Source organism: Bacillus sp. ME78 (assembly GCF_903970865.1).
Lineage (GTDB): Bacteria > Bacillota > Bacilli > Bacillales > Bacillaceae_G > Bacillus_A > Bacillus_A cereus.
Genome location: NZ_CAJCKK010000003.1, coordinates 208,102 through 234,421 on the forward strand (window position 1 = coordinate 208,102; position 26,320 = coordinate 234,421).

Here is a 26,320-nt window from a genome sequence, read left to right on the forward strand (position 1 = left end):
ACATCCCCTTGCCCCTCAATATTAATATTTATAACTTAAAATGAATTTTAATTCATATTTTTATATAATAATACATCCCTCTTTTCTCCTCGTCAATCAATTTATACAAACAAAAAACCAAGCAATCTAATCGATGCTCGGTTCCTCATTTCGTATCGGCAATACCGTCGAATATTTAATTTCACGAAGTGCTAAACTTGTCTGTATCCTTGTAATACCAAGCTTATTCAGCTTTCTAATAAACTGCTCCAGTTCTTTACGATCACGATTTGCAACCTTTAATAAATAATCGTACTCTCCTGTTAAACAGTGACATTCTAACACTTCCGGCATCGATTCTAATTCTTTCTCCAACACTTCCAGCTTGTCAAATTGATGAATATTTGTACTCATAAAAATAAAACATAATAAATCAAACCCAAGCTTTTCTTGATTTAAAATCGCAACTTGCTTATCGATGAAACCTTCCCCATCCAATCTTTTTATTCTTGCATGCATCGCAGCCGGTGATAAATTAACGCGACGTGCCAGCTCTGCATTACTTACTTGTGACTCCTTCTGCAATATATCTAAAATTTGTACATCCAAATCATCCAACACTTTAATAACAGACGACTCCATTATAATTCCCCCCTTTTTTCTTACCGATGATTATTCGAAAAAACACCTTATACCTTACAAAAAACTGAATATCATTCCGTAAATATCATTCATAACTAAAGATTTTATCGAGTTTTCACCATTATACAAAAGAATATATTACACAATAAAGAAAAATGCTAAAATTATTTACAATTCGTATTGATTACAAAAAAGGGGATTTTAGCATGCCTTATTTTTACGTCTTTTTACTATTACTAACGAGCTTATTATGGGGAGGAAATTTTGTCGTTGGAAAATCACTCGTCGATCATGCATCGCCGATGACACTGACAAATTTAAGATGGATGATTGCGATTGTTTGTTTATTACCGATGGTATGGTTTAAAGAAAAGAAAATCCTTCCACCACGTACCGCAATACTTCCTTTAATATTGATGGGAATTTCAGGGGTCGCTCTTTTTAACATCTTTCAATTTTTAGCATTAGAAAAAACATCCGCTACGAATGTAGGTCTTATCTCTACATTGAATGCAATTTCAATCGCATTATTTTCAGTATTATTTCTAAAAGAAAAAGTAAATACACTCCAAATCCTATCCATGATTCTTTCATTCTTCGGGGTTATCCTCGTCCTATTAAAAGGTGATTTCTCGCTTTTATTTTCACTACATTTTAATAGTGGCGATTTATGGATGATTGCAGCAGTTTGTATTTGGGGAATCTATTCTGTTTGTAGTAAATGGGCAACAAAAACAACTACACCACTTATGGCAACGTTGTACTCTGGTATTTTCGGCGTTATTTTATTACTACCGTTTAACATAGGTAGCTTCACTGTTTCAAATATAAATACTTCTTTCATCACATCACTTTTATATACTGGGCTTATTTCGACAGTTCTTTGTATGGTATTTTGGAATATTGGTGTACAAAAATTAGGCGCAACTACATCAGGTATTTTTCTAAACTTCAATCCAATTTTCACAGCCATTTTAGCATTCATATTCCTCGGAGAAGAATTAACGTGGATACAAATTTTAGGGACAATTGTCGTTGTAACAGGGTGTTATTTATTTTCTCATTTCAAAACTGTTGCCGTTCAGCCTGTTAGACCTTTAATGCGAAAACATTCTTAATGAAAAAACATCGTCATCTGGGTTGGCGATGTTTTTATTTACTCTTCATTTCTTTTATATACTGTTTTTCCTCTTCTGGCGATAAACGTTCCGTCGCCTTACCAGTATCTCCACCTTGAAGGCTCCATAAAAAGTTATGCTCCTCAACAGTTTGAGAAAAATCTCCTTTTTCCCATCTATTTATAATAGAAAATAACTTCATTTTATATTGAAAACCTGTACTATTTTCAATATCCCTTTTCACATTAGAAATTTCCTTTTTTGTCATCTCTACAAATCCCCATTTTTCAGAGGATTTTACCTTTTGGTGCACCATTTTATGCATAGTAGAAATAATTTCACCTTCACTAATTTGCGGAGCTTCTTCTGCAGCTTTTTTCTCTTTTTCGTTTGCCGCTCGCTCGTTTTGAATATTTGTATTTTCTTTTTCCACATATGCAAGCAATTTCTTTCCGCCAACTATAGACGAGAAAATTACTATAATTGTAATGCATATACCTAAGATCCATTTAAAAAGCATTATCTCTTCATCGCTTCCCTAACAATATGACTATCTACATATTGCTTAAACTTCACGATTTTTCCGTTCTCAAGTTGCCATACATGAACAAATTCTGCTTCAAATGATTTTCCTGTTTCTTTATAAACTCCAGAATACATACCTTCAGCAATAATTACATCTTTTCCGTTTACTTCATGATATGTATTTACCCTTGCTTTATAATCATCCCATTCTGATCCTAAACGGCTAAATACATTTTCCATTATAGCTTCTACGCCTGTATATGTTCCGCCATACGGGAAACCTTCTGCCTCTGTCCATTCCACTTTTTCAGAGAGGGCTTCTGCTAACTGCTTTGCATTCGAAGAAGCTGATCCTTCATACGTGCTTTGAATAATTTCTAAATTTGATTTAGGCATATTACTTCCTCCCGTTTATTTATGTTTACACAAGACGTAACCAATATAGTTACATCTTGTGTAAAAAAATATTTAAATTGTTTCATTCGTAATTCATTAGTTGTAATCATTATAGTTACAATAATTCTTCAAGTCAACAATTTATAAATAAAATTTACTTCGTTTTCATTACTTTCTCTTTTAAGAAACGATCTACATATCCTTCTGCTTTTACTACGAATAAATACGCACCCATTGATAATAATGCAAGATCTAATTCATATCCTGGATTCTTTCCATCTCCTAATAAACCTGCTGCTCCATTTACCTTTACGATAGCTCCAGCTAAAATAAGAGCGAATAACAATCCTACATATCGTACACCTAAACCGATAATTAATAATATACCACCAACTAATTCTACAGTTGCTACGCCGTATGCAAGGCCACCTGGTAAACCGATGCTTGTAAACCATCCTGCTACATTATCGATACCTGATTGAAACTTTGCTAAACCGTGTGCAAAGAACGTAACTCCTAACACGATACGAATAATTAAATTCCCAATATATTGATTCATTTTGAACTCTCCTTTTTGTTTTGTTATGGTGAACTTTTATTTACAAGTCAAAACAATACGGTATTTTATTTCATTCGTCAAATACTTTTTTAAAGAAAATAAAAAACATTATCCCTTTTACGGATAATGTTTTCTTACAAAATAGCGCTAATTCAAGCTTTTATTCTATCGCATAGAAAAAGTTGAAACATTTTTCCAGCACCAATATAAGGAAGTAAAGAAACGTCCTCTTCCACAACCATTCCAACAACATTCACTTTCTCATCTACAGGTAAATCATGTGTAGCAACTTGCATCTCCCCTGCATATCTACCGTACAATTCATTATCAATTGTAATGCTGCCTTTCTTTCTTACAATTGTATGCATCGGCTGTAAAACCACTCTGTTTCTTTCCCTTGATTCTACAGATCGAATAACATCACGAGCCGGATCTAGTCTATTTGTATGCACTTGCTCCACCACTTTTAATACTTCTTTATCAGTTATAAATGATTTGTAACGCAATGGAATAATCCCTCTACTCGCACTAGCTACTTCTTGCATACTTTCCAAACTTGCGCTTATATCTCCAATCAATACTTTATCAACACCACAATCTTGAACAAGTTCTAAGTACGCTTCAAGCGGGCGCATATTGCGATGTTTTTCTAACGTTGGTAACCCTTCATATAACGGACCTCGTTTTTCCGCATCTCCTGGAATAAATGCCATCGTCTTTATTCCGCACTTCTGTAAATATTGATTTTGCTTTTGTAAGAAGGACTTTGCTAGTCCTGTCTCTGGACGTGGGTAAAAATTATGCCATGCTTCTACATTCTCTACTCTTATATGTTCTGCAAGTAATTCTTTCCAAAATGGCTTTGTAATCGTACTCGCATTTAAAGCTACTTTCATCTTATGAGATACGCTTGCAATTTCTTTTGGCGCAATGCCGTAATCCATTCTTAAACCGGTAATGCCCCATTCCAATAGTTCTTCCACATTTTCATATGTTAGCCCTAAATGGTGTAACGATTTTGGAGAAACATCAACCATTAACTCCATTTCATGTGCAAGAGCTTGTTTCCCTAATATTTGAATTAACTCTTTATACGTGTTTGGATCATCTTCTGGAATGTGCAGTGATGTAAAAATAGATGTAAACCCATTTTCCTTCGCTACTTTTAGCCACTCTTCTTGTTTCTCTACTCGTTCTTTTGAAAGATAAATGGAAACTCCGATCATATAAATCTCCCTTTCTATTAATAGAAAAAGAGAAAGGAATCCCTTTCTCTATATGTTTTCTGCCATTTCTTCTTTAAATCCGAAGAAGTACGTAAAGATAAATCCGAAAGCATATGCAATTACTAAACCTAAGAAATAGAGTAAATATTTATTGTCAGCAATTAAAGGAATTAAAGATAGCCCTGATACGCCAATTCCAAGAGAAGCTGTTTGCATAACTGCTTGGAATGCACCACCGACAGCCGCTCCTAAACAAGCAGTAATAAACGGTTTCCCAAGTGGTAATGTCACCCCGTATAATAACGGCTCACCAATTCCTAAAAAGCCAACTGGCAATCCACCTTTAATTACGTTACGAAGTCGTTTGTTTTTTGTTTTCACATAAATCGCAATTGCTGCGCCCACTTGGCCAGCACCAGCCATTGCGAGCACTGGTAATAAAGGTGTTACGTGTGTTTGATTAATAAATTCCATATGAATTGGTGTTAAACCGTGATGCAATCCGACCATAACGAGAGGTAAAAATGTTCCCGCAAGTACTGCGCCAGCAAATGCTCCGCCAATATTTAAAATAGCATTAATTCCGCTCGTAATACCATCTGATAAGAAACCTGCTAATGGCTGAATGGCTAACATCGTTACGATACTTACAACTAATACAGTAATGAGTGGTGTCACGATAATATCAACTGCATTTGGCACTGCTTTTCGAACTTGTCTTTCCACTACAACCATAAGCCACGCTGCAAAAATAACTGCAAACAATCCGCCCCGTCCGGGCACTAATGCTTCACCAAACAATTTTACGTTTGCCATCGCCGGGTTGAAAATTAAAATACCAGCAATTGCCCCAAGAACCGGTGTCCCGCCAAATTCTTTCGCTGTATTCCAGCCGACTAAAATTCCTAAGAATGTAAAGATACCGCCGCCAATGAGTAGTAACATTTGTAACCACGTTGCATTTGGATCAGCACCAGCATTTTTCGCAAAGTTAGCAACCCCGTTTATAATTCCTGACGCAACAAGCCCCGGAATTAATGGGATGAAAATACTTCCTATTTTTCGTAAAAAGTTTTTCACCGGTGTATTATTTTTCTTCTTAATCTCTGATTTCATCTCTTGCCCAATATCTTCAAGGTGATGATCTGCTACCTCACCAATTCGTAGTCCTGTCAAACCTTCCATTTCAGCTGCTACTTTATTTACTGTTCCTGGACCAACGACAACTTGAAGAGTCTCATCTTCTATAACGCCCATAACGCCTTCAACTTTTTTCAAAAGGTCCATATTTACTTTACTTTCATCATGAAGCGTTAAACGTAGTCTCGTCATACAATGAGCAATACTACGAATATTTTTTATTCCCCCAAGTTGCTCCGAAATTTCCTTGGCCATTCTCTCTTCTTTCTTCATAATAGAATCCCCCTCCCTATTACTTTATAGTGCTTTCTTCACAAACCCTTTTGCGTATTTTAGTTTCTCCAGTGCTTCCCCATACTCACACTGCAACAACACCATAACAATGGCAGCTTTTACGTTACGTTCTGCCTTTTCATAATACTCTGCCGCTACTTCATAACTAGCGCCTGTTGCTTCCACAATAATTCGTTTTGACCGTTCTACTAACTTTTCATTTGTGGATTGAACATCTACCATTAAGTTTTTATATACTTTTCCTACACCAATCATCGAAGCTGTTGAAATCATATTCAGCACTAATTTTTGTGCTGTACCAGCTTTTAAACGCGTTGATCCTGTTAATATTTCTGCACCTGTCTCTACTTCCACATTTAACTTTGCATATTTACTGATTTCAGCATTTTTATTACAAGAAATACTCGCTGTACTCGCTCCTACGCTCTGTGCGTATTTCAAGCCGCCAATTACGTAAGGAGTTCTGCCACTGGCAGCAATTCCAATCACTGTATCTTTCTCATTTAATCCAATACATTTTAAATCTTCTTCTGCTAACTCTTCGCGATCTTCGGCACCTTCCACCGCCTTAGTAAACGCTTTCAATCCACCTGCTATAAATCCTTGCACCATTTTATCATCCGTGCCAAATGTCGGCGGACATTCCACTGCATCTAGAATACCTAAACGACCACTCGTACCAGCACCAATGTAAATTAAGCGTCCCTCTTCTTCAAAAGATTTAATAACAGTCTGTACAACCTTTTCAATTTGTTCTATCTCTTTTTCAACTGCTAACGCAACAGTTCGATCTTCTTCATTCATACTTTGCAACACTTCTTTTATGCTCATTTCATCCAGATTCATTGTTTTCTCATTACGATGTTCTGTCGATAAATTTTCTAACATATTTCCACCCTCTTTGAAATTATATTTCACACTTTTATTATAACTTTAAGAAACTAAAAATCAATAACTCTTTCTTATTTTATGAAATAAAATTTCACAACATGACATATTTGTGTCAAAGATAATAAAAAAGATGAGTCTCCTCATCTTTTCTTCTACTTTAACTTCCGTAACCGCAACGCTTCTTCTCGCGTCTCCATAAATTGATCCAATACTTTATTACCAATTCGATTGAAAGTAATAACATATAAAGCATCTATCATATTTAATTGCGTCATTCTCGAAGCAATACTCGCAATACGATGATCTTGTTCTACATCTGGCATACAAAGGCGAATATCCGCTTCTTTATATAGGGGTGATGATTGATCTAATTTCGTAATTCCAATAACAGTTGCACCTTGTCTCTTTGCATACTGCGCCATTTCAAGCACATCTTTCGTTCGACCAGATGTTGAAATCGCAACAAATATATCGCCTTCTTTTAAATTCGTCACAAGTGGCAACATCATATGAAAATCAGATAGCATCACCGCTGTAAATCCAAGCCGCGTAAATTTATAAGCCCCGTCCATTGCTGGCGTAGCTGATCCGCCTACTCCGTAAAATATAATTTTATCCGCATTGACAATACGATCTGCAGCTTTCTCAAGTTCCTTCTTATCTATCGCAGTAACGCTCGCCTCAATTGCAGCTTTATTCACATAAGTAACTTTATTAAATAAATCGTACGGTCCATCTTCCGTATTCATCACTGAAAAATCGTTAATATTATAATCAGCAATCGTTAATTCACGAACGAGTGCTATCTTAAATGCTTTAAAACTTCCGATCCCAATCGATTTACAAAAGCGAACGACACTCGCTTCACTTGCGCCTGCATTCGTTGAAACTTCTTTCGTCGTTAAATTCGGCACAATCTCTGCATTCTCCATTATGTACATGGCAACCTTCTTCTCAGCTGGTGAAAATTGATCCATATTACTTTCAATTTTAAATAGTAATGTTGAAGCTTTCACTATTTAACCTCCACTTCTTACGGTTGCGTTCACTTATTTTCTCTTGCTTCAAGAAGGTAAAAACCATTATCACCAGGAGGATGAAACACATTTACAATGCGATTCCCTTTTTGATAAACAGTTCTTTCCCCTTCTGTCCACTTCTTTTCCCAACCGTTCATCCAAATCGCAACATCAGGTAAAAAAGCAGTATATTTCAGCTTCTGATTGTACTCACCATCTGCTTCTTCCGAAAAAATAGAAACCGGAAAATCGTTCACTTTTGATTCTTTCCATGCAGTAAATGGTATACATACTGCAATAAGTACGATTACACCGATAACCTTCTCCTTCGTAATCTTCACACTTCCCTCTCCTTGTCATATCACATACATAGATTTTACCATAATTACAAACCCTTCATACTATATGATCATTGCTTTTGGGAATAAAAAAAGAGCTTACCTACATCAGATAAGCCCTTCCTCTCTATACAAAATATTTCTTCAAAAGTGGCGGTGTAATAATCGTCGTCAATATAACAACAATAACAATCGCTGTGAAATTTTCTTTCGCTAATAAATTCGCCGTAAGTCCATTTGCTGCGATGATAAGCGCTACTTCACCACGTGATACCATCCCCGCACCAATACTAATAGAAGATTGAAGGTTAAATCCTGTCAGCCTTGCTCCTAAACCTGATCCGATTAACTTTGTGAAAATCGCAATGAGAGTCATAATAATAATGAACCAAAGCTGGCTTCCAATACCTTGAAATGTAATTTCCATTCCGATACTTACGAAGAATACTGGAACAAATATTGCATAAGCGATCGGTTCAATTTTATGTTCCACTTCATGCTTATACTCTGTTTGAGAAATAGCAATTCCCGCGGCAAATGCTCCAATAATACCTGCAATTCCCATCATTTCACTGTAATAAGAAAAAGAAAAGCAAATAATAAGAGCCGCGCTAATTAACGCTTCTGTTACACGAAGCGGTACAAGCATTTTCATAATCCAAGGAACGACTTTCCAAGCAATAAAAACAATACTTACAAAGAAAATAATTTTCTTTGCAATGACAAGTGTTATATTCACATCTTGTGTTCCTAAAAAACTCATTACAAATGCCAATAAAATAACGACAATGACATCATCAAATACGGCAGCACCTAAAATTGTTGTACTTTCTCTCGTATTCATTTTTCCTAGATCACGTAGCGTCTGAACCGTAATACTAACCGATGTTGCGCAAAGTAATAACCCTAAAAAAATGGCATGGGACTGTATTAATCCAAACAGCAATCCTGTTACATAACCACCGATGAAAGGAAAAATAATTCCACCAGCCGCTACTGCAAATGAAGATTTCAAATTCCGGTTTAACTCTTCTAAATCTGTTTCAAGTCCTGCCATAAACATAAGTAACAAAACACCAATCTCACTCAGTTCATCAATTAGTTCAGAACTATTAATAATACCGAGTACAGCCGGACCGATAATAATACCAACAATTAACTTACCAAGTACAGAAGGCTGACCCAGTCTCACACTAATGTCACCAGCTAATTTCGTACAAAGTAAAATGACGACAAGTTCAAAATAAAATAACATAGCATCTGCTCCTACTTTAACTTTAATCAGTGGGTCGTTAACCCCCGTCCATTTCTGCAAGTAGTTTCCCCTATTGATCCGCATTTTATTTGTCATATTTTTATTTGACAAAATATTCTGAATTATATTAAGATTAATCCAGCAATTTTAAAAAACTACATACCATAACTGCACCTCCACTTACTTACTCTTTTTTAATGGGCTCATACTATAGTCGCAGTTATGGAAATGAAAAAACGGGGGGAGAGTCCAAAGTGAAGTCATTATTACGAAAAAAAGCGCTTAGTACTGAATCACCAAAGCAGCTAGATAGAACATTAACTGCACTCGATTTAACGTTTTTAGGGATCGGCGCCGTAATTGGGACAGGGATCTTTGTATTAACAGGTATTGTTGCAGCAAAACATTCTGGTCCTGGTATTATGCTATCATTTCTTATTGCTGCATTTACTTGTGCTTGTGTAGCCTTTTGTTATGCTGAATTTGCTTCTTCTATTCCTGTCTCAGGAAGTGTGTATACTTACGCATACATGACAGTCGGAGAAGTCGTCGCCTTCATCGTCGGATGGTGTTTAATGCTCGAATATTTACTTGCCGTTGCAGCAGTAGCTGTCGGTTGGTCTGGTTATTTGCAATCATTACTACAAGGGTTCAATATACACCTGCCCGCCATAATCGCCTCGGCCCCCGGCGTAGGAAAAGGTGGTCTCATCGATTTACCAGCTGTCTGCATTTTACTTCTTATTACTGGCCTTTTAAGTTTTGGTATACGTGAAAGTGCACGCATTAATAATATTATGGTTCTTATTAAACTAGCTGTTATCATTGCCTTTATCGTAGCAGGTGCAAAATATGTAAAACCTGAAAATTGGACACCGTTCATCCCATTCGGATACGACGGTATTATTACTGGGGCTGCCACTGTGTTCTTCGCCTTCTTAGGATTTGATGCAATCGCAACCGCTGCAGAAGAAACGAAAAAACCGCAGCGTGACTTACCAATTGGTATTATCGGTTCTCTTCTTATTTGTACTGTTTTATATATGATTGTATCTTTCGTTTTAACAGGTATGGTTCCTTATACGCAATTAGACGTTTCTGATCCAGTTGCATTTGCATTGCATTTCGTTGGTGAGGACACAATTGCAGGACTACTCGCTGTTGGAGCGATGACTGGAATGACAACCGTTCTCTTAGTCGTTATGTATGGACAAGTTCGCGTTTCGTATGCAATGAGCCGTGACGGTCTACTTCCAAAAGCGCTAGCACGTGTAAATAAAAGAGTAAAAATCCCTTTATTAAATACGTGGATTACTGGCGTTGTTGCTGCTTTATTAGCAGGACTTTTAGATTTACATTTGCTAGCGAATTTAGTAAACATCGGTACGTTAACAGCCTTTACATTCGTTTGCTGCGCTGTACTTATTTTACGAAAAACACATCCTGATTTAAAACGTGGATTCCGTACACCTTTCGTACCTGTATTACCAGTTGTCGCGATTCTTTGCTGCTTATATTTAATGATCAATTTGTCTAAAACAACATGGATTAGCTTTGCCGTTTGGCTTATAGTCGGCTTATGCTTCTATTTCTTCTACTCTAGAAAGCATAGTCACTTAGCTACCGAAAAAACGAATGATGAAAAGAAAAAAGCATAACAAAATAGCTCGCCGATAAAACGGCGAGCTATCTTTCTGTACTATTATATTTTTTCGTTAACGACTGTAAAATGAAAAATATGCCAATGCAAGCTGTAAACCATGCCCAATTTCCTATTGGCGTTGCGTATTTAACAATTCCAATACCTACAAGTAATAGGAAAATAATCACCTGATATATGAGCTTCCACTTTTGCATATATTCCCTCCTTTACTTCGTTCCCTTCTTTTTATTCTTCCAGGCATTCAAACTATCAAAGAAAAAGTTAATAAATAACGTTCCTAGTCCTGCTAATAAGAAAGTCATTAAAAATAAAACCCAAATACTTTTCTCTTTTAAGAAATAATATCCTACAAGGAGCACAACCGCAATCCATACATATTCAAGAATTCTTTTTAGCTTTTTCTGTTCCAAATTATTCGCTCCTTCATTCTATACTACTTTTAGTATAACAAAAAAGAAGCCTATCATGATAAGCTTCTTTTCTTCTCTCTTATTTGTTTATGCTTTTTTCAACAAGTGAAATCGTATACTCTAAAGTACGATTCATCGTTTCTACCTGTGCATCTTTTACTTTTACATCTTTCACTACAGCTTCGGCCACTGTAATTTTTTGACTCAATGCTTTCACTGAACCGTCCGTTACATTTGCATCTTGCGCTTTTTTCACTACTACTTTTGCAGATTCAATATTGATTTGTAATTTTTCTTTCGGTGTTTTCGGTTGTTCTACTACTTTAGATTGTACAAATGTTGCATTAGCTGTTTTTAATTCGTTATATGTTTGAACGATTTGCTCTCCCGTACTCCCTACATTTTCAAACACTTGTTTTGCATTATTATAGCTTTTCTCTAGTTCTTGAAATGCTTCCTTTGAATATTGACCTGGTTTATCACCAAATTCATACGTACCAGCTAGCACTTCCTTTACTTTTCCAAGCTCTTCAAATAACGCAGTTACTTGCTCTAACTTCGTACGGTTAGAGAACTCATTGTACGCTGCTAATACTTCTGAAGAACTTAACGCTTTACTATATAATTTCGCAAGCGCAATTTGTCCATTTAACGGAATACCACCATTTCCGTTACTATCAGGATCCGCTCCAAATGCAAATGGTACGTTTGGATGATACACTTTCCCAGTAGCTGGCTGGCTATTTACTTTTTTACCATCTACGTAAATTGCCACTTCACTTCCGTTATACGTTCCTGTTAAGTGATACGTTTTGTTCGCTTCTAATTGAACTCCAACACGTTTATAGCTGCCGCCAATTTGAGCCCATAATTCAACATATCCACTTCCTGTAGACTCAAATCCAATTCCGCCGCTCTCTGTATTTTGCAAAATACCTTGACCACGGATTTGATTCATTGAAAATACCGTTTCTAGCGTAAATGTATTTGCTACTTTCTCTTTTTGTGCTGCTGAAAATGGAAGGTATCCAAATGTATTAGATTGTCCGTTTAACTTCATAACATTCTTTTTCAATGCTTTATCATATTCAATAGTCACATTGCCCTTCACATCACCTTTTGTACCAAATGGTGAATTGTCTTTAAATGTACCATCTGCAAAGTTTACATCGAAAACATCAGCTTTTGGTACTTTCACATTCGGGTCAATATTATCTTTTTTCGTAGTAATTTCCACAGTTAACGGCTGCGCGGTTTCATTGCCAAATGAATCAATCGCAACGACTTCAAGTGTATATGTTTTCCCGCCATCTAACCCTGCAAGCGTAAACGTAAGATCTTTTGGCACTGGATCACGATAAAACTCTGAGAATGCTAACAATTTATTTTTTATTTCACCCGTTTGCTTATCTCTAGCCTGTACACGGTAAGAGTGAACAAGAAGGTTGTCCAATGCTTGCGGGAATGTTACTGTTGCCGCATTTTCTGTTACATTTGATACAGCAAGCTTTGCATCCTTAGCAAAGTAAGGCTTTTCTTTATCACGATCTTCTACATGTGTAAATGTTTCTTTCTTTGCTGGTAATTTAATTTTCCAAGGCTCGCCTGTCCAAGAATTCGTATGGAAATCACGACGATTAATCGTTACTTCTTTATCATCTACTTCTACTAATAAACCTTGGCTTAACGTACTAGCTCCTGGCGGGATATTCCCTTGTACTTTACCACCTTCAACTTCCATATAACTTACTGAAGATGTACCAACTGATGTAAAGTCTTTTTGATGAATCGATCTTGGATCGTCTAACGGATAATGCGAATGACCTGAAAACGTAATAACTTGTGGATATTCCTTTAATACTGCATTAATTTTTGCGCTATCTTGTGTTCCCCATTCATGACTACCGTACACTGTATCTTTAATATGTTGATGTAAAAATACAAAAATCGGTTTTTCTGGATCATCTTTTTGCGCTTTTGCCATTTCTTCTTTTAACCAATTAATTTGCTTGTCCGAATAATAGCCATGAGTTGTTCCATTCTCTGGAGACATAACAAGGAAGTGATAACCTTTTACCACTTTATGATAATAAATTGATTCCATACCTGTTTTTTCTAAGAAACGCTTCTGCGCACCTTCTACAGATAAACCGTTCCAATAATCATGGTTACCAAGAGAATTCATTCGCACAGCATCTTTATTTGCATTTTCATTGTACACTTGCATGAAACGATCATATTGCTGCACCGATCCTGTATCCGTGAAATCACCTACAATAACAAATGCATCTTGCTTCGGTGCTAATGTATTAAACTGTTCGATCGCTCTTTTCCAGCGAAACGTATCATCTGTTCCACTATTTTTAATATGCACATCACTTACAACTGGAAAAACTATCTTCTTCTCACTTGATGCCTTTTCTTGCTTTTTCTCTTCCGCCTTGACTGATGTACTCCACGGAAATGATACGAACGCTAATACAAAAACCATTAATAATCCAATAAGGCCTTTTACTTTTCTTAAAGCATTTCTGTCCACGTGAATCCTCCTCATAATAATTGATTCATTACAAGGGCTATTTTATCTAATACATGTTAATGTCGTTTAAATAACAAATGAACTTTATTAGATTTTTGTAAATATACAGTTAATTAGAAATTAAGTCCAACATTACTCGTACTATTGTATACAACCACCTTTTGTCTAAAAGAGTCTGATCATTCTTTTCCTATGACTATTCACATATAATCTTTTCTATAACGCTAATGATAAGTTAAGGTTTAAGCCTATTAGACAATCTTAATTTTTAATATTTCCTTCTTTTTTTAACACATCGGCCATGCTTTTACATTTAATAGTAATAAAAGACAACTTAAAAGGAGGGGTTGTATTGAAGAATAAAAAAAATATCGGCTGTTTCGCTCCTTTATCTATTATTTGTCCAGACCCTTGTCCACCGCCCCCTCCTCCAAATCCAAATTGCGAGCGAGTAACAAATGAATTTGCAGGGAATTTCCTCATAACTAATAACACCATCCCCTCTGCCAAAGATGCATCACAATCAATGATACTATGGCAAAGTGATGGGATACTACTTATATCAGGTACTGTCTCGGTTTACAATAGTACTAGCAGCACCGAAGCAATTACAATTCAAATCGTTGGAACAGTAACCAATATTTTCACTGTGTTTCCTGGTAATACAATATCGTACACAGGAAAAGACTTACAGTCGGTCAGTATTATTAATATAACAAGTAATCCTTCACTATATTTAGAAGGCAAGTACTGTTGCGAATTTACATGTTGCTTATAGAATACCAATTTCATTATTTCCTTAATATAAAAAGCATACCGTTCACGGTATGCTTTTTATGAGATTGGATAACGTACTGTAATACAAAACTCGCCTTGATTAACAGTCGTTCCTGTCGTAGTAATTCGGACAGTAGTAAAATATCGGACAGTGAAAGTACCACTACTTTGTGGTTGTACAGTAATTGTATCAACTACTGTTGTACCTACTAAAAAATCAACTGTAATCGGGTTGGCACCTACATCATACTTCACGTAGCCTGAACCATATACTTCTTGCGTGATATTATTTGTATATACAATTTGAGTACCAGCACCTGTAATAGACCAGTCTGTACATACTTGGTCTTGCACCAGTGTTTTATTAGAACAACAAGACAAACTGGAACTTCTCATTCCCATTTCGATCCTCTCCTATTCTGCTATGAAAGTGGATAACGTGTTGTAATACAAAATTCTCCCTGATACGTTCCAGCAGGTGTTGCAGGTAACACAACTTGTATACTATCAAAGCGGCGATACGTAAAAGCAATACTCGTTCCTGGGTTTAATGTTTGTGTATCAATTGTACCCCCAGCAGAATCAAGTACCTCTACAGTAATTGGGCCTGGTCCAACATCATATTTAACAAAACCAGTACCAATTACGTTTTGGTTAATATTATTTGTATAGAGAACATTATCAATTGCTGTTGCAACTACAGTAGCAGACCACGGACTACACACTTTATCTTGCACATAATTTTTATCTGGACAACAAGTTAATGCTGACCCTGAGCACTCACAAGACATAGTTGTTTCCCCTCTCTCTTTTATATTCCCTATATGTGTATGTCCCTCAGAGTCTTTTGCCTGTACTATTCATCTATTTTCAAAAAATATTCAAATGACTAAATAGATTCCGTTTTATTTCTTTTCTTCATATATTTATAGACAAAGATACTAGCAACGATAAGAATAACGCCTCCTAATATTGGTAGCATATATTGCCCAACAACATCTGCTGCTTTTTCCCAATGCGGACCTAATTTCATTCCAAAATAAACATACAAAGTCGTTAACGGGAACATTGCTACAAATGTATATATACTAAATTTCCATATGTTCATTTTCGCCATACCACACGGAACCGAAATAAGCGTTCTAACTCCTGGTACAAAGCGTCCAACAAATGCTACAACCGGTCCATATTTCTCAAAGAAATCATCTGCTTTTTGAATTTGTTCTTCTTTAATGAAGAAGTATTTCCCGTATTTTATTAATAGAGGACGACCGCCGTAATAACCGAGTGCATATAACGTTAACGGTCCTGTCGTTCCGCCGAGCGTTCCGGCTAGTACAGCAAGCCAAAAATTCATATCACCCTCGTATACCCAATACCCAACCATGGGCAAAACTACTTCTGCTGGAATAAATTCAAACGTTAATGCTAACACAACTCCAAAATAAGAAAACTGCTTTAAAAACTCGATTATATCTAAAATAATTTGCTCCATATTTTTAACTCCTATCCTACGTTTACGTTATGCTTTTCTTGTAATTGAACTGGCGCCATTTTTACAATTCGGTTCAAAATAAATAACACAATTCCAATATCATCTAAAATACCAATAAACGGTAAGAAGTCTGGAATTAAATCGAGCGGCATCGCAACATAACCAACTAAAAACGCAATAGATAAAATTTTCTTCTTTATTGAAACCTCTTTTGAAGTGAAAAAGTCAAATAGGAATGGAACAAATCGGCGAACATGAAATACAACTCTTAATCTACTAATAAGTTTTTTCATTTTTATATCTCCTCTCTTTGTATACAAAAAGGACCCTACCAAACATGGTAAGGGTCCTAAAAAAGACAATAAGGGGCCTTTACCATTGCTGGTAAAGGTCTCACTAACAACGAAACGTTGCCAATAAAGCCGAGGGTTTCTCCCTGTAATGACGACTTTACTGTAATAAGTTACTCCCCTTTATATACACAATTTTATACAATCACATTAAAATATTTTTGGGGGCTTGTCAATATATTTTATATCTCAAGCTCTCTCGCTTACTCTTTACTAAAAACAAATAAACGTATAGGAAATTTCTTACTATCTCATAATATACATAATCATTTTTGAATGAAAGGAGAGGCTTCATTTGCATACCGTATGGAAAGGTGCCCTTTCACTTGGACTATTAAATATAGGAATCAAACTATACAGTGCCGTAGAAGAAAACGATATAAAATTTTTAAGTCTTCATAAAGAATGCTTAACACCTATTAAATATAAAAAATTTGCTCCTGATTGTACGGATGAAGAAATTGATGATAAAGATATTGTAAAAGCCTATGAATACGCACCTCATAAGTACATTATTATGGATGAAAAAGAATTAGCTGAGTTGCAAAAAGCTCACGAACCAAGATCTATTCGTATTATATCTTTTGTCCAAAATAACGAAATTGATTCTGTTCTCTACGATCGTTCTTATTTTATAGGCCCTACCTCAGGACATGAAAAATCGTATTTATTATTAAAAGAAGCTCTTGAACGTACGAATAAACTTGGTCTTATCCATATTTCCATTAGAAAAAAACAACATTTAGCTATTATCCGTAACTTTGAAGATGGGCTTATATTACAAACTATTCACTACCCTAATGAAATTCGCGATATAACAAATACACCTAACTTACCAAGTATTGAAAATTATCCGATTCAAAAACAAGAACTCACAGCAGCTATCAATTTAATCCACCATCTTACAAATCCTTTCGAACAAGAGTTATATACAGATGAATATAAAGAAGCTCTTACCGAATTAATCGAAAATAAAATTGAACAACAGGAAAAAACCGAAACCATCTCTCCTGCTCCAAACATCATCAATATTATGGAGACATTACAGGCAAGTATTGAACAAGCAAAAATAAAAAGAGACAATAAAACAGAAAAAGAGGCCAAATAAAATTGACCTCTTTTTTCTTTAAAGCGGATTACATTTTGGCATCTCAAGTCCAGAAGATTGTGCTAATTTTAATAAGTAATAACATTCTTCTCTTGCCATATGATCCGCCATTCTAGCAGATAATGCACTTAATATTTCATTCGATAACTCCATCTCTTCAACCTCATGGAGAAAATGCGAAAATAATTTTAACTCAAGTGAAACATCTTTTGTAAACTTCTTTAATGCAGGAAAATGATGAAGCTCTGTCCGTAAATAACCTGTCATCTCAACTGCCTTTAAGTAAAATTGTTCAAAGTGCTTCGTAAATTCTTCACTTTTCTCTTTCAATCTTTTTTCAACAAGATCTAATCCACCAGAAATAGAGCCTGCATGACCAGCCGCATCCGTTAACCAAACGAGATGATAATGTAATTCATGAAAAACAGGCGGAACTTCTCCTTTCTTTAAAAATTCTAACACCGTTATATATTCTTCTACTTCGTTTACCATATGATTGATGAAAGTTGGCGTAAAATGAATAGTGATTTTTCCCTCAAGTTGTTTCTGTATAATACTTAATTTAAACGTTCGTATTTCCTTTGCGGCTCGTTCTGCCTCTTTTGAAAATGCAATGAGATTCACATTATGAACTTTATTTAAAAGATTCGTAAATGTTTCAAGAAAATATGTGGCCTTCTTTATATCTTCTTTTTCCTTCGGAGCTAATGCATCAAGTAAAAATTGCGAATGATCAGTAAGCACCCTTAGCCAAAATTGATGCTCAAACAACGCACTTTCTTCATAATTCCTCTCCACTAAATCGCCTCCGTTTATTCATCCTTCTCTATCACTTGAAGTTTATATCCATCTGGGTCTTGTACTACAATACTCTTCTCACTTTTGTTTTCTGTATATGCAATTTTATAAAACACTAACCTCTTCTTTAAATTCTCTATGTTAGAAATTGAAAATGTTAAACCAGCGCATGAATTCGTAAAACTCTTCTCTCGTCCCCCTAACATGCGATTCATAACAAAACTAATTCTCTTTGAATCAGAATCATACCAAACCCCTGTTACATCCAATTGAGGTCTTTCTAAACTAGGTCTTATTCCTAAAATCCCTTCGTAAAAATACAAAGTTTCCTTTAAATTTTTCACTTCTAATATAATACATTGCTCCACATTCATTCCCCCTGTACCTATTACCTTTTTATATGTGTCATAAATGCCTATTATGTCTGAATACAATACGTAGTGATGAAGATATAAGGAGGTTTATTAATGGATAAATACATGAAATCATATGTGCCATATCATAGCCCTCAAGATCCTTGTCCTCCTATTGGAAAAAAATATTACTCTACCCCTCCTAATTTATATTTAGGTTTTCAACCGCCAAATTTACCACAGTTCTCACCGAAAGAAGCACTACAAAAAGGAACTTTATGGCCTGTTTTTTATGATTATTACGAAAATCCTTATAAAAAAGGGCGGTGACTACTGACGTGAATCAACCACTACCAGAAGAATATTATCGACTTTTAGAGAATCTCCAAGAATTAGACTTTGTATTAGTGGAACTAACACTTTACTTAGACACCCACCCAGACGATACAGCAGCTATTAATCAATTTAATGACTTTTCCTATAAACGAAGAGTATTAAAACAACAAATGGAAGAAAAATATGGACCGCTTCAACAGTATGGAAATAGCTATTCTAATGCCCCTTGGGAATGGAGTAAAGGTCCTTGGCCATGGCAAATATAAAGGAGAGAAACTATGTGGATTTATGAAAAAAAATTACAATACCCTGTTAAAGTAGGAACTTGTAATCCAGCACTTGCAAAATTATTAATTGAGCAATACGGTGGTGCAGATGGAGAATTAGCCGCTGCACTACGTTACTTAAATCAGCGCTATACAATTCCCGATAAAGTCATTGGCCTCCTTACCGATATTGGTACAGAAGAATTTGCACATCTTGAAATGATTGCTACGATGGTTTATAAGCTGACAAAAGATGCGACTCCTGAACAGATGAAGGCAGCTGGTCTAGACCCTCATTACGTCGATCATGACAGCGCACTTCATTACCATAACGCAGCTGGTGTTCCATTTACTGCAACCTATATACAAGCTAAAGGTGATCCAATTGCCGACCTATACGAAGATATTGCGGCTGAAGAAAAAGCGCGTGCCACATATCAATGGCTTATCAACCAATCTGACGATCCCGACATAAATGACAGCTTACGCTTTTTACGCGAACGAGAAATTGTCCATTCACAACGTTTCCGAGAAGCGGTTGAAATTTTAAAAGAAGAACGCGATAGAAAAATATATTTTTAATACACGTATCCTAGCGATATGTGTTTTTTTTACGTTAAAAGTTAAATCCTTCCTATTAAACATACAAATAGTATATTTATTCGATTTAATGCATTATTTTTTAATTTTTTCAAAATTCCCTATTGCTTTCTAGTCATCAGACCTTTAAAATAATAACAGTTACTCGACAAATTATTTGAATTTTCGACAAAAATACTCATTAGGAGGATTTTCTTTATATGCGTACAACTTTGAAACCAGCGCAAATACTTTCGATTAGTTTATTACTATTCGCAGTTTTCTTCGGTGCTGGTAATATGATTTTCCCACCCCTTCTTGGTCTTTCTTCCGGAGAAAATATGTGGGTTTCCATTACAGGGTTTATTATTACAGACGTCGGTTTATCTTTACTTGCTATCGTTGCTGTTGCCCTTGCTGGTGGTAGTTTTAACACTTTAGCGAGCCGTGTTCATCCAAAATTCGCAGCAGTATTCGCTATCATTATTTATCTTTCAATCGGCCCACTATTTGTCATTCCACGAACTGGATCTGTATCTTATGAAATCGGGATTGCACCACTTTTCCCAGATCAATGGTATTCTATGTTAGTTTTTAGTGCGATTTTCTTTACAGTCGTTTACTTCTTATCATTAAATCCATCCAAGCTAGTAGATCATATCGGTAAAATATTAACACCAATTTTACTTGTAATTATTGCAATTATGGCAACAAAAGCGATTCTTTCACCAGGAACGTTTGCAGAGCCTATCGGTGACTATAAAGACATCCCGTTTTTCAAAGGATTTCTTGAAGGATTTTTAACGTTAGATGCAATTGGCGCTCTCGTACTATCAACAATTGTTGTAAATGCAATTCGTCAAAACGGTATACAAGAGAAGAAATCTATCGCAAAATATACAATCATTTGCGGAAGCATTGCTGCTCTATTCTTAACAATTGTTTACTTCTTACTCGGTTATATCGGAGCTTCAAACGGAAACTTGGGACAATTCGAGAACGGTGGTCAACTATTAGCAACTGTTATGTACCAATTCTTTGGGACAAGCGGTAATGTTTTATTAAGTATCGCCATTATCTTCGCTTGTTTAACAACAGCAATTGGTGTTGTAAGTGCATTCGCCAACTATTTCGCAACAGTATTAACAAATGTTTCTTACAAAAAGCTCGTACTATACGTTTGTATCTTTAGTTTCGTTATTTCAAACTTAGGATTAAGCTTATTAATTAAAATCACACTACCTGTATTAATTATTTTGTACCCAATTACAATCATTTTAATTTTCGTATCATTTATCGATAAATATACGAAACGTAAACCTTCTGTCTACATCGGAGCAATGATCGCAGCATTCATTATTAGCTGTATTCACGCACTTGATAATGTGGGAATGATACCAAGTTTTATCGCTAATATCGTACACACGATCCCTTTTTATAACTTAGGAATCGGCTGGATCGTTCCAGCAATAATTGGTGGTATAATCGGATACTTTATTCCGCAAACAGAAGCTGAAGGCGAAGTTTCTACAAAATAAAGAAAAGAAGCAAGCATGAAATACATGCTTGCTTCTTTTTATTTTCACATCGTATGCTTAAAAGTAAATAACTCTTCTTTCGACTGCACAACAGATTGTTCCTCTTCTACAACGTCCTTCTTTATCTCTCCTCCTAATCTTACTTTCAACATCGCCTCTTCTATACTTTTCACAATCATATTTCCTGAAAAAATAGTAAGCCCGAAAAATGTAATTGGGACGAGAGGAATCCATGGATGCACTGTTAATGATCTAAAATAGACTCCAATTAAACCTGACCATTCATGTGTATAAGATTCTATTTCTTCTATCGGCCCTAAAAAATTAACCGTTCCACCAAAGAATATTTCTAGTAATCCTAAGTGCAGTAAAATAGTAAGAGTCTGCGTAAACTGTTGAAGAAATACGAGTATAAAAGTCATATAGAGATGCGGAAAAAGATGTTTTATAACAATACGTCTCCTCGATCCGCCTAATATGCGCGCAGCATCAACAAATTCTTCCGTTTGTAATTTACGAACTTCCTTCGCGACATACAGTGCAATAACTGGCATCACAAGCATTACAAGTAATACAACTTGAAACGAAGCCCTTTCAAAAAAGCTTGTTGTTTCCTCCCCGCTTCCAAATAGATTTGCAAATTGAAGAAAAAAATACGCAATCATAACTGTTGGAATAACTGTGAAACTATCAAAAAAAGCCTCAATCTTTGAAAAACCTCTTCTTACATATGTTCCAAGTACAACACCAAAGAACACACCTATTACCATTCTAAGTGCCGCAATTAAAATAGATATACCAATCGTCCACTTCGCGCCTTCAATAACTAAATGTAAAAGGTCGTATCCTTTCCGATCTGTCCCGAGTAAAAATTGGAATGAAGGTGAAAACGGTGGCACTTGTGGATTTTCATCCGCATCATATTGCAATGTAACTTGCCTAATGTGTCCATCATTCCATAACGTATTTCCGATGCTCAAAAGAACTAATATGAGAAGAAACCCAATGCTTATCCAAAATCTTTTATCACGTTTTATATACGTCCACATATTATAATCTCTCCTTCATCGCAGCCGGAATGAGATAATGAAACAATTTAAATAAAATAAAAATCGGAATATAAATAAGCAGTACACTAACGATGAAAACCTCCACCCTAATACCTTCGTACGATTTTAAAAACATGAAAATACCACCCGTATTAAAAATCCATTCTATAATATATAAATTAGATAACATAAAAAAGATATTCGTTTTCGCAAAGAAAAGTGTACTAAGCAACACATTTCGTAAAATATGACGATTTAAAATATGAAAACGCCCCAAACCTTTCGCCTTAGCAAATAGTACATAATCTTTTTCTAATTCATTTTCAAAACGAAGCACTACCATTTTTACAAACATAATCGTAGTTGGGATGCTCAAACAAAGTATCGGCAATCCTCTAATCGACTCGCCTCCAATTGAAGCAATTTGAAAAGGTAAAAAACCTGTTTGTTTAAAAAACCATACAACTAAAATTTGTGATACTAAAATAAGAAGAATATCTGGAATGGATTCTAGGAAGATAAGAAATGATTTAATTCGATGTTGTATACGCGGTGAACTACTCATAATTACATAAACGATACAAAATGCTACAAATAATGAAATGAAAAAAGCAGCCAAAAAAATAATAATCGTTTCTTTATAATGGACGAACAACTGTGGAAATAAAAATTTACCTCTCACATATTGCAAATTGGAAATATCCATTAAGTTCACAAACACTTCTTTTAAACTCTGTATGTACTTTGATACATCCACCTTAAATCCATAAAATAATTTCGGCAAAGCCCCTAAAATAATAATCCCCAAAATCGAAATAAGAAATTGAATCGTCACTTCCATTCCATTCAAAAATACCTTTTTGACCATTTTCGCCCTTCTCTCTCTATAATTTACCCCTTAATTTTATTCTTAATTTTCTGAATTGTAAATATTTTAAGAACAAAAAATCACTAGGCTATGATCCTAGTGATTCCTTATGCGCATGCCTTTCTCTTTTCGCAAACGGCATATACAAAACCAAACATCCAATAAGCGCAGCTATTTCTAATGAAATAATATAGTAAGGATGCGGCCCTAACATATCAAGTAATGAAGCTGTTTCTGGCTTATGAGCTAAAAACATATAATTACCACCTGTTTTGTAATTTACAAACGAAACAATTGGAATCAATATGTTTAAAAATATCATTGTGCGTTTAATAGATTGTACTGTCGGACGATATCCTTCCACCCAAGTCATAAAGAGTGGTGCCCAAATGAGCAATATATGCGCGATAAAATATTCAATGAAACGAAAATGCGGAAAAGCATACTGCAAGTTTGGCGTTAAAATAGCTTGTGATGCACCAATAATTCCCGTGAAAAATACAATCTCATATATGCGGTAACTTTTCGTTACGATCATAATCGACGCTAATAATAAACTAATCGTACATAATTCAAACGGTAATGAAGTAGCTAGCTCAAAAATCCCCGCTTTCCACTCCCACATATGAAGCCCAATTTCACTACCTATAAATAAAAATGCAATTGCATATCGAACCGTTATATTCCACTCACTTTGACGTAATACATCTTGGTATTGATACAGAAAAAATATCCCCACCAACATAATAAATAATATAAGGGCATGTTGCCTTGAGTATGGAATAAATGGTTTTAATGGGTGTGCGCTAAAATAAGCTTCCATCTTCCTTCCTCCTTTCCTCCATACAATATTATTGTAAGAAAGAAACGACGAGTCAATTCATTTGCTTACACTAGGACAACCTCTACCTTACATTTACATATTCATACCTTACAAAACTGTAAGGTTATTGTAAGCTAAAACGATTTGTCAGATTCTTCACCTCTTCTATACTTAATGTAGATACTAAAACGAACGAAAAGGTGATAAATAGATGAAAAAGAAAAATAAAGTGTTAATTACTAGTGTAGTAGCAATCGGAATTGCAGCTGGATCATACTTTGCATTTGCTGGGGGCGGTTCAGATGTAGCAATGGCATATAGCGGATATAAAGTAACCGAAAAACAAATCCAAAACGCGCAAAAATTTGGTGGCGAAGTTATTCCAAATGGAATTGAAACTATTTCATTCGATCCAACAAAAGGAACATATGAATTAGCTGTAAAAAAAGGCGATGAAGTGAAAAAAGGTCAGCTTCTATTTAAATACAATGACCCGACTGCTAAACAAGGGGTAACAGAAGCAGAAATGCAAAAGAAAATCGCACAAAAAGAAGTAACGTTGTTCCAAAAACAAATTGATGCGGCGAAACAAAAATTACAAAAAGATAAAAATTCAGGCCTTCCTGCTGAAGCATTAAAAGCATCAGAAGCTGAAGTTGGGCAATTAGAATCACAACTTGAAATGAAAAAGTTTGAAGTTGAAAAAGCTGATGAAATGATTAAAACAGCAAAAGAGAAAGTAAACACTCTTTCTGTAACAAGTCCTGCTGATGGCGTAATTGATGATATCGTGAAAACTGCTGACGAAAAAACAGGTATGAGCGGAGTTACTCTTCGTCACGCTGGTCAATTTAAAGTAAAAGGTCAACTTTCTGAATATGAGCTTGCTAGTATGAAAGTTGGGCAAGAAGTAACTGTTTCATCAAAAACTGTCGCTGGTAAGACTTGGGCAGGAAAAGTAACAGAAATCGGTTCTACACCATTAAAGAGCATGGATGAAAATAAAACTGTTTCTAATTACCAATTCACTGTCACATTAGATAATAGTGACGAACTACAAAACGGCTTCCACGTTTACGTAACAAGTAAATCTGGCGAAGCAACTGGTACAATTATTCCGAAAAGCAGTATCGTGAAAAAAGGTGACAAAAATGTTGTCTTCGTTGTAAAAGACGGTAAAGCGAAAGAACAAGCAGTTACTGTTGAATTCGAGACTGATAGCGAAGCAAAAGTTTCTGGAGTGAAAAAAGGAGAGGAAATTATCTCTAAGCCTGAAAAAGACTTAAAAGATGGTATGGAGGTTGTCGCCCAGTGATTAACTTAAAAGGCATCACGAAATCCTTCCAAAATGGTGCAGAGTCCGTTCAAATATTACACGGAATTGATGTAACACTGAACCAAGGAGAATTCACTTCGATTATGGGACCTTCTGGTTCTGGTAAATCAACATTAATGAACATTATCGGTTGCTTAGATAAACCGACGACAGGTACGTACGAACTAGCTGGTCAAAACATTTCAAACATGTCTGAAACAGAACTTGCACACGTACGTAATAAAGAAATCGGATTCGTATTCCAAAACTTCATGTTATTACCTAGACTTACAGCACTTCAAAATATAGAGCTACCTCTTATTTACGCTGGAGTCGATAAAAAAGAAAGACGTGAGCGCTCGTTAGCTGCTTTAACAAAAGTAGGCTTAGCTGATCGCGCTACTCACTTACCGAACGAATTGTCCGGTGGGCAAAAGCAGCGTGTCGCTGTTGCACGTGCAATCGTAAATAACCCAAAATTCATTTTAGCCGATGAACCGACGGGAGCACTTGATACGAAAACAAGCACACAAATTATGGACCTCTTTTACGAATTAAATAAACAAGGCTCAACAATTATTATGATTACCCATGATCGTGAAATCGGGGAAGCTGCAGCACGTCAAATTGTAATTCGTGACGGAAATATCGTCCAAGATTGGAGAGGTTAA

33 protein-coding genes are annotated in these 26,320 nt (G+C 35.6%); 10 read left to right on the top strand and 23 right to left on the bottom strand.

The features are described from left to right. Window positions 1-126: 126 nt before the first annotated feature. Window positions 127-621 (bottom strand): Lrp/AsnC family transcriptional regulator, encoded by a 495-nt coding sequence (locus tag H6481_RS06510; protein WP_000446097.1) that lies wholly within the window; start codon window positions 619-621, stop codon window positions 127-129. Window positions 622-827: 206 nt separating this feature from the next. Between H6481_RS06510 and H6481_RS06515 the strand changes: the two genes are divergently transcribed. Further along, complete coding sequence (locus H6481_RS06515) at window positions 828-1,739, top strand: DMT family transporter (RefSeq protein WP_001146242.1); 912 nt, start codon at window positions 828-830, stop codon at window positions 1,737-1,739. 34 nt (window positions 1,740-1,773) lie between these two features. Here the strand turns inward: H6481_RS06515 and H6481_RS06520 are convergent, their stop codons facing one another. The 9 genes from H6481_RS06520 to H6481_RS06560 all read right to left on the bottom strand — a co-directional run bounded on the left by H6481_RS06520 (window position 1,774) and on the right by H6481_RS06560 (window position 9,466). After that, a complete protein-coding gene (locus H6481_RS06520) occupies window positions 1,774-2,259 on the bottom strand; it encodes a PRK06770 family protein (protein WP_071731176.1) in 486 nt (161 codons plus the stop codon). Beyond that, a complete protein-coding gene (locus H6481_RS06525) occupies window positions 2,259-2,660 on the bottom strand; it encodes a nuclear transport factor 2 family protein (protein ID WP_071731175.1) in 402 nt (133 codons plus the stop codon). The genes H6481_RS06520 and H6481_RS06525 overlap by 1 nt, the downstream gene beginning before the upstream one ends. Window positions 2,661-2,814: 154 nt before the next feature. Beyond that, a complete protein-coding gene (locus H6481_RS06530) occupies window positions 2,815-3,219 on the bottom strand; it encodes a DoxX family protein (protein WP_001077751.1) in 405 nt (134 codons plus the stop codon). Window positions 3,220-3,371: 152 nt separating this feature from the next. Next, window positions 3,372-4,445 carry a MupG family TIM beta-alpha barrel fold protein gene (locus tag H6481_RS06535; RefSeq protein WP_182811254.1) on the bottom strand — a complete coding sequence of 358 codons (1,074 nt, stop codon included), beginning with the start codon at window positions 4,443-4,445 and terminating at the stop codon, window positions 3,372-3,374. Window positions 4,446-4,493: 48 nt separating this feature from the next. Beyond that, window positions 4,494-5,858 carry a PTS transporter subunit EIIC gene (locus tag H6481_RS06540; protein ID WP_000711293.1) on the bottom strand — a complete coding sequence of 455 codons (1,365 nt, stop codon included), beginning with the start codon at window positions 5,856-5,858 and terminating at the stop codon, window positions 4,494-4,496. Between the two features lie 24 nt (window positions 5,859-5,882). Next, window positions 5,883-6,767 carry an N-acetylmuramic acid 6-phosphate etherase gene (murQ, locus tag H6481_RS06545; RefSeq protein ID WP_000892339.1) on the bottom strand — a complete coding sequence of 295 codons (885 nt, stop codon included), beginning with the start codon at window positions 6,765-6,767 and terminating at the stop codon, window positions 5,883-5,885. Window positions 6,768-6,922: 155 nt separating this feature from the next. Beyond that, window positions 6,923-7,786: a MurR/RpiR family transcriptional regulator gene (locus H6481_RS06550; RefSeq protein ID WP_182811257.1), complete on the bottom strand. Its 864-nt coding sequence runs from the start codon at window positions 7,784-7,786 to the stop codon at window positions 6,923-6,925. A gap of 29 nt (window positions 7,787-7,815) precedes the next feature. After that, window positions 7,816-8,130 (bottom strand): outer surface protein, encoded by a 315-nt coding sequence (locus H6481_RS06555; protein WP_182811260.1) that lies wholly within the window; start codon window positions 8,128-8,130, stop codon window positions 7,816-7,818. A gap of 124 nt (window positions 8,131-8,254) precedes the next feature. Continuing rightward, entirely contained in the window at window positions 8,255-9,466 is a 1,212-nt protein-coding gene (locus tag H6481_RS06560) for a cation:proton antiporter (protein ID WP_120460771.1), read from the bottom strand. Between the two features lie 113 nt (window positions 9,467-9,579). On the opposite strand from H6481_RS06560, the gene H6481_RS06565 reads away from it, so the two are divergent. Beyond that, window positions 9,580-11,040 (top strand): amino acid permease, encoded by a 1,461-nt coding sequence (locus H6481_RS06565; RefSeq protein ID WP_153592908.1) that lies wholly within the window; start codon window positions 9,580-9,582, stop codon window positions 11,038-11,040. Window positions 11,041-11,068: 28 nt separating this feature from the next. Here the strand turns inward: H6481_RS06565 and H6481_RS06570 are convergent, their stop codons facing one another. From H6481_RS06570 to H6481_RS28775, 4 genes are all read right to left on the bottom strand, one after another. Next, window positions 11,069-11,239 carry a hypothetical protein gene (locus H6481_RS06570; RefSeq protein WP_001174839.1) on the bottom strand — a complete coding sequence of 57 codons (171 nt, stop codon included), beginning with the start codon at window positions 11,237-11,239 and terminating at the stop codon, window positions 11,069-11,071. A gap of 12 nt (window positions 11,240-11,251) precedes the next feature. Further along, window positions 11,252-11,455, bottom strand: coding sequence for a hypothetical protein (locus H6481_RS06575; protein ID WP_000435797.1), 204 nt, complete (start codon window positions 11,453-11,455; stop codon window positions 11,252-11,254). Between the two features lie 79 nt (window positions 11,456-11,534). Continuing rightward, window positions 11,535-13,994 carry an FN3 and LamG domain-containing metallophosphoesterase family protein gene (locus H6481_RS06580; RefSeq protein WP_000375665.1) on the bottom strand — a complete coding sequence of 820 codons (2,460 nt, stop codon included), beginning with the start codon at window positions 13,992-13,994 and terminating at the stop codon, window positions 11,535-11,537. Between the two features lie 261 nt (window positions 13,995-14,255). Continuing rightward, window positions 14,256-14,504, bottom strand: coding sequence for a hypothetical protein (locus H6481_RS28775; RefSeq protein WP_249275568.1), 249 nt, complete (start codon window positions 14,502-14,504; stop codon window positions 14,256-14,258). Between H6481_RS28775 and H6481_RS06585 the strand changes: the two genes are divergently transcribed. Continuing rightward, window positions 14,392-14,772 (top strand): S-Ena type endospore appendage, encoded by a 381-nt coding sequence (locus tag H6481_RS06585; RefSeq protein ID WP_231690768.1) that lies wholly within the window; start codon window positions 14,392-14,394, stop codon window positions 14,770-14,772. The genes H6481_RS28775 and H6481_RS06585 overlap by 113 nt on opposite strands. A gap of 56 nt (window positions 14,773-14,828) precedes the next feature. On the opposite strand, the gene H6481_RS06590 is transcribed toward H6481_RS06585, so the two are convergent. The 4 genes from H6481_RS06590 to H6481_RS06605 form a co-directional block, all read right to left on the bottom strand. Continuing rightward, complete coding sequence (locus H6481_RS06590) at window positions 14,829-15,173, bottom strand: S-Ena type endospore appendage (protein WP_000525820.1); 345 nt, start codon at window positions 15,171-15,173, stop codon at window positions 14,829-14,831. Between the two features lie 20 nt (window positions 15,174-15,193). Beyond that, entirely contained in the window at window positions 15,194-15,562 is a 369-nt protein-coding gene (locus tag H6481_RS06595; RefSeq protein ID WP_001277537.1) for a DUF3992 domain-containing protein, read from the bottom strand. 98 nt (window positions 15,563-15,660) lie between these two features. Beyond that, a complete protein-coding gene (locus tag H6481_RS06600) occupies window positions 15,661-16,266 on the bottom strand; it encodes a DedA family protein (protein WP_000435017.1) in 606 nt (201 codons plus the stop codon). Between the two features lie 11 nt (window positions 16,267-16,277). Then, window positions 16,278-16,559: a DUF1232 domain-containing protein gene (locus H6481_RS06605; protein ID WP_000733844.1), complete on the bottom strand. Its 282-nt coding sequence runs from the start codon at window positions 16,557-16,559 to the stop codon at window positions 16,278-16,280. A gap of 352 nt (window positions 16,560-16,911) precedes the next feature. Here H6481_RS06605 and H6481_RS06610 point away from each other — a divergent pair, with 352 nt between their 5' ends. After that, window positions 16,912-17,724: a Ku protein gene (locus tag H6481_RS06610; protein WP_071731166.1), complete on the top strand. Its 813-nt coding sequence runs from the start codon at window positions 16,912-16,914 to the stop codon at window positions 17,722-17,724. Window positions 17,725-17,742: 18 nt separating this feature from the next. On the opposite strand, the gene H6481_RS06615 is transcribed toward H6481_RS06610, so the two are convergent. Beyond that, entirely contained in the window at window positions 17,743-18,522 is a 780-nt protein-coding gene (locus H6481_RS06615; RefSeq protein WP_000440991.1) for a DUF2935 domain-containing protein, read from the bottom strand. Between the two features lie 14 nt (window positions 18,523-18,536). Beyond that, window positions 18,537-18,956, bottom strand: coding sequence for a VOC family protein (locus H6481_RS06620; RefSeq protein ID WP_140155568.1), 420 nt, complete (start codon window positions 18,954-18,956; stop codon window positions 18,537-18,539). Window positions 18,957-18,989: 33 nt separating this feature from the next. Here H6481_RS06620 and H6481_RS06625 point away from each other — a divergent pair, with 33 nt between their 5' ends. The 4 genes from H6481_RS06625 to brnQ all read left to right on the top strand — a co-directional run bounded on the left by H6481_RS06625 (window position 18,990) and on the right by brnQ (window position 21,594). Further along, entirely contained in the window at window positions 18,990-19,205 is a 216-nt protein-coding gene (locus H6481_RS06625) for a spore coat associated protein CotJA (RefSeq protein ID WP_000362188.1), read from the top strand. Continuing rightward, a complete protein-coding gene (cotJB, locus tag H6481_RS06630; RefSeq protein ID WP_002157501.1) occupies window positions 19,202-19,477 on the top strand; it encodes a spore coat protein CotJB in 276 nt (91 codons plus the stop codon). The genes H6481_RS06625 and cotJB overlap by 4 nt, the downstream gene beginning before the upstream one ends. A 12-nt stretch (window positions 19,478-19,489) precedes the next feature. Beyond that, window positions 19,490-20,059 carry a spore coat protein CotJC gene (gene cotJC / locus H6481_RS06635; protein WP_000265278.1) on the top strand — a complete coding sequence of 190 codons (570 nt, stop codon included), beginning with the start codon at window positions 19,490-19,492 and terminating at the stop codon, window positions 20,057-20,059. Window positions 20,060-20,277: 218 nt separating this feature from the next. After that, window positions 20,278-21,594, top strand: coding sequence for a branched-chain amino acid transport system II carrier protein (gene brnQ, locus H6481_RS06640; RefSeq protein ID WP_059304120.1), 1,317 nt, complete (start codon window positions 20,278-20,280; stop codon window positions 21,592-21,594). 44 nt (window positions 21,595-21,638) lie between these two features. Here the strand turns inward: brnQ and H6481_RS06645 are convergent, their stop codons facing one another. The 3 genes from H6481_RS06645 to H6481_RS06655 all read right to left on the bottom strand — a co-directional run bounded on the left by H6481_RS06645 (window position 21,639) and on the right by H6481_RS06655 (window position 24,334). After that, the gene (locus tag H6481_RS06645; protein WP_071731164.1) at window positions 21,639-22,643 is read right to left on the bottom strand and encodes an ABC transporter permease subunit; all 1,005 of its coding nucleotides are present in this window, start codon (window positions 22,641-22,643) and stop codon (window positions 21,639-21,641) included. Between the two features lies 1 nt (window position 22,644). Beyond that, window positions 22,645-23,511: an ABC transporter permease subunit gene (locus H6481_RS06650; RefSeq protein WP_000239687.1), complete on the bottom strand. Its 867-nt coding sequence runs from the start codon at window positions 23,509-23,511 to the stop codon at window positions 22,645-22,647. Window positions 23,512-23,599: 88 nt separating this feature from the next. Beyond that, entirely contained in the window at window positions 23,600-24,334 is a 735-nt protein-coding gene (locus H6481_RS06655; protein WP_000388700.1) for a TIGR02206 family membrane protein, read from the bottom strand. 211 nt (window positions 24,335-24,545) lie between these two features. Here H6481_RS06655 and H6481_RS06660 point away from each other — a divergent pair, with 211 nt between their 5' ends. Continuing rightward, window positions 24,546-25,649 (top strand): efflux RND transporter periplasmic adaptor subunit, encoded by a 1,104-nt coding sequence (locus H6481_RS06660; protein WP_071731162.1) that lies wholly within the window; start codon window positions 24,546-24,548, stop codon window positions 25,647-25,649. Further along, window positions 25,646-26,320: an ABC transporter ATP-binding protein gene (locus tag H6481_RS06665; protein ID WP_182811263.1), complete on the top strand. Its 675-nt coding sequence runs from the start codon at window positions 25,646-25,648 to the stop codon at window positions 26,318-26,320. The genes H6481_RS06660 and H6481_RS06665 overlap by 4 nt, the downstream gene beginning before the upstream one ends.

Coding starts and splice junctions, on each gene's coding strand:
- H6481_RS06510 (WP_000446097.1), bottom strand. CDS start 621: ATGGAGTCGTCTGTTATTAAAGTGTTGGATGATTTGGATGTACAAATT.
- H6481_RS06515 (WP_001146242.1), top strand. CDS start 828: ATGCCTTATTTTTACGTCTTTTTACTATTACTAACGAGCTTATTATGG.
- H6481_RS06520 (WP_071731176.1), bottom strand. CDS start 2,259: ATGCTTTTTAAATGGATCTTAGGTATATGCATTACAATTATAGTAATT.
- H6481_RS06525 (WP_071731175.1), bottom strand. CDS start 2,660: ATGCCTAAATCAAATTTAGAAATTATTCAAAGCACGTATGAAGGATCA.
- H6481_RS06530 (WP_001077751.1), bottom strand. CDS start 3,219: ATGAATCAATATATTGGGAATTTAATTATTCGTATCGTGTTAGGAGTT.
- H6481_RS06535 (WP_182811254.1), bottom strand. CDS start 4,445: ATGATCGGAGTTTCCATTTATCTTTCAAAAGAACGAGTAGAGAAACAA.
- H6481_RS06540 (WP_000711293.1), bottom strand. CDS start 5,858: ATGAAGAAAGAAGAGAGAATGGCCAAGGAAATTTCGGAGCAACTTGGG.
- murQ (WP_000892339.1), bottom strand. CDS start 6,767: ATGTTAGAAAATTTATCGACAGAACATCGTAATGAGAAAACAATGAAT.
- H6481_RS06560 (WP_120460771.1), bottom strand. CDS start 9,466: ATGCGGATCAATAGGGGAAACTACTTGCAGAAATGGACGGGGGTTAAC.
- H6481_RS06565 (WP_153592908.1), top strand. CDS start 9,580: ATGGGCTCATACTATAGTCGCAGTTATGGAAATGAAAAAACGGGGGGA.
- H6481_RS06570 (WP_001174839.1), bottom strand. CDS start 11,239: ATGCAAAAGTGGAAGCTCATATATCAGGTGATTATTTTCCTATTACTT.
- H6481_RS06590 (WP_000525820.1), bottom strand. CDS start 15,173: ATGGGAATGAGAAGTTCCAGTTTGTCTTGTTGTTCTAATAAAACACTG.
- H6481_RS06595 (WP_001277537.1), bottom strand. CDS start 15,562: ATGTCTTGTGAGTGCTCAGGGTCAGCATTAACTTGTTGTCCAGATAAA.
- H6481_RS06600 (WP_000435017.1), bottom strand. CDS start 16,266: ATGGAGCAAATTATTTTAGATATAATCGAGTTTTTAAAGCAGTTTTCT.
- H6481_RS06605 (WP_000733844.1), bottom strand. CDS start 16,559: ATGAAAAAACTTATTAGTAGATTAAGAGTTGTATTTCATGTTCGCCGA.
- H6481_RS06625 (WP_000362188.1), top strand. CDS start 18,990: ATGGATAAATACATGAAATCATATGTGCCATATCATAGCCCTCAAGAT.
- cotJC (WP_000265278.1), top strand. CDS start 19,490: ATGTGGATTTATGAAAAAAAATTACAATACCCTGTTAAAGTAGGAACT.
- brnQ (WP_059304120.1), top strand. CDS start 20,278: ATGCGTACAACTTTGAAACCAGCGCAAATACTTTCGATTAGTTTATTA.
- H6481_RS06645 (WP_071731164.1), bottom strand. CDS start 22,643: ATGTGGACGTATATAAAACGTGATAAAAGATTTTGGATAAGCATTGGG.
- H6481_RS06650 (WP_000239687.1), bottom strand. CDS start 23,511: ATGGTCAAAAAGGTATTTTTGAATGGAATGGAAGTGACGATTCAATTT.
- H6481_RS06655 (WP_000388700.1), bottom strand. CDS start 24,334: ATGGAAGCTTATTTTAGCGCACACCCATTAAAACCATTTATTCCATAC.
- H6481_RS06660 (WP_071731162.1), top strand. CDS start 24,546: ATGAAAAAGAAAAATAAAGTGTTAATTACTAGTGTAGTAGCAATCGGA.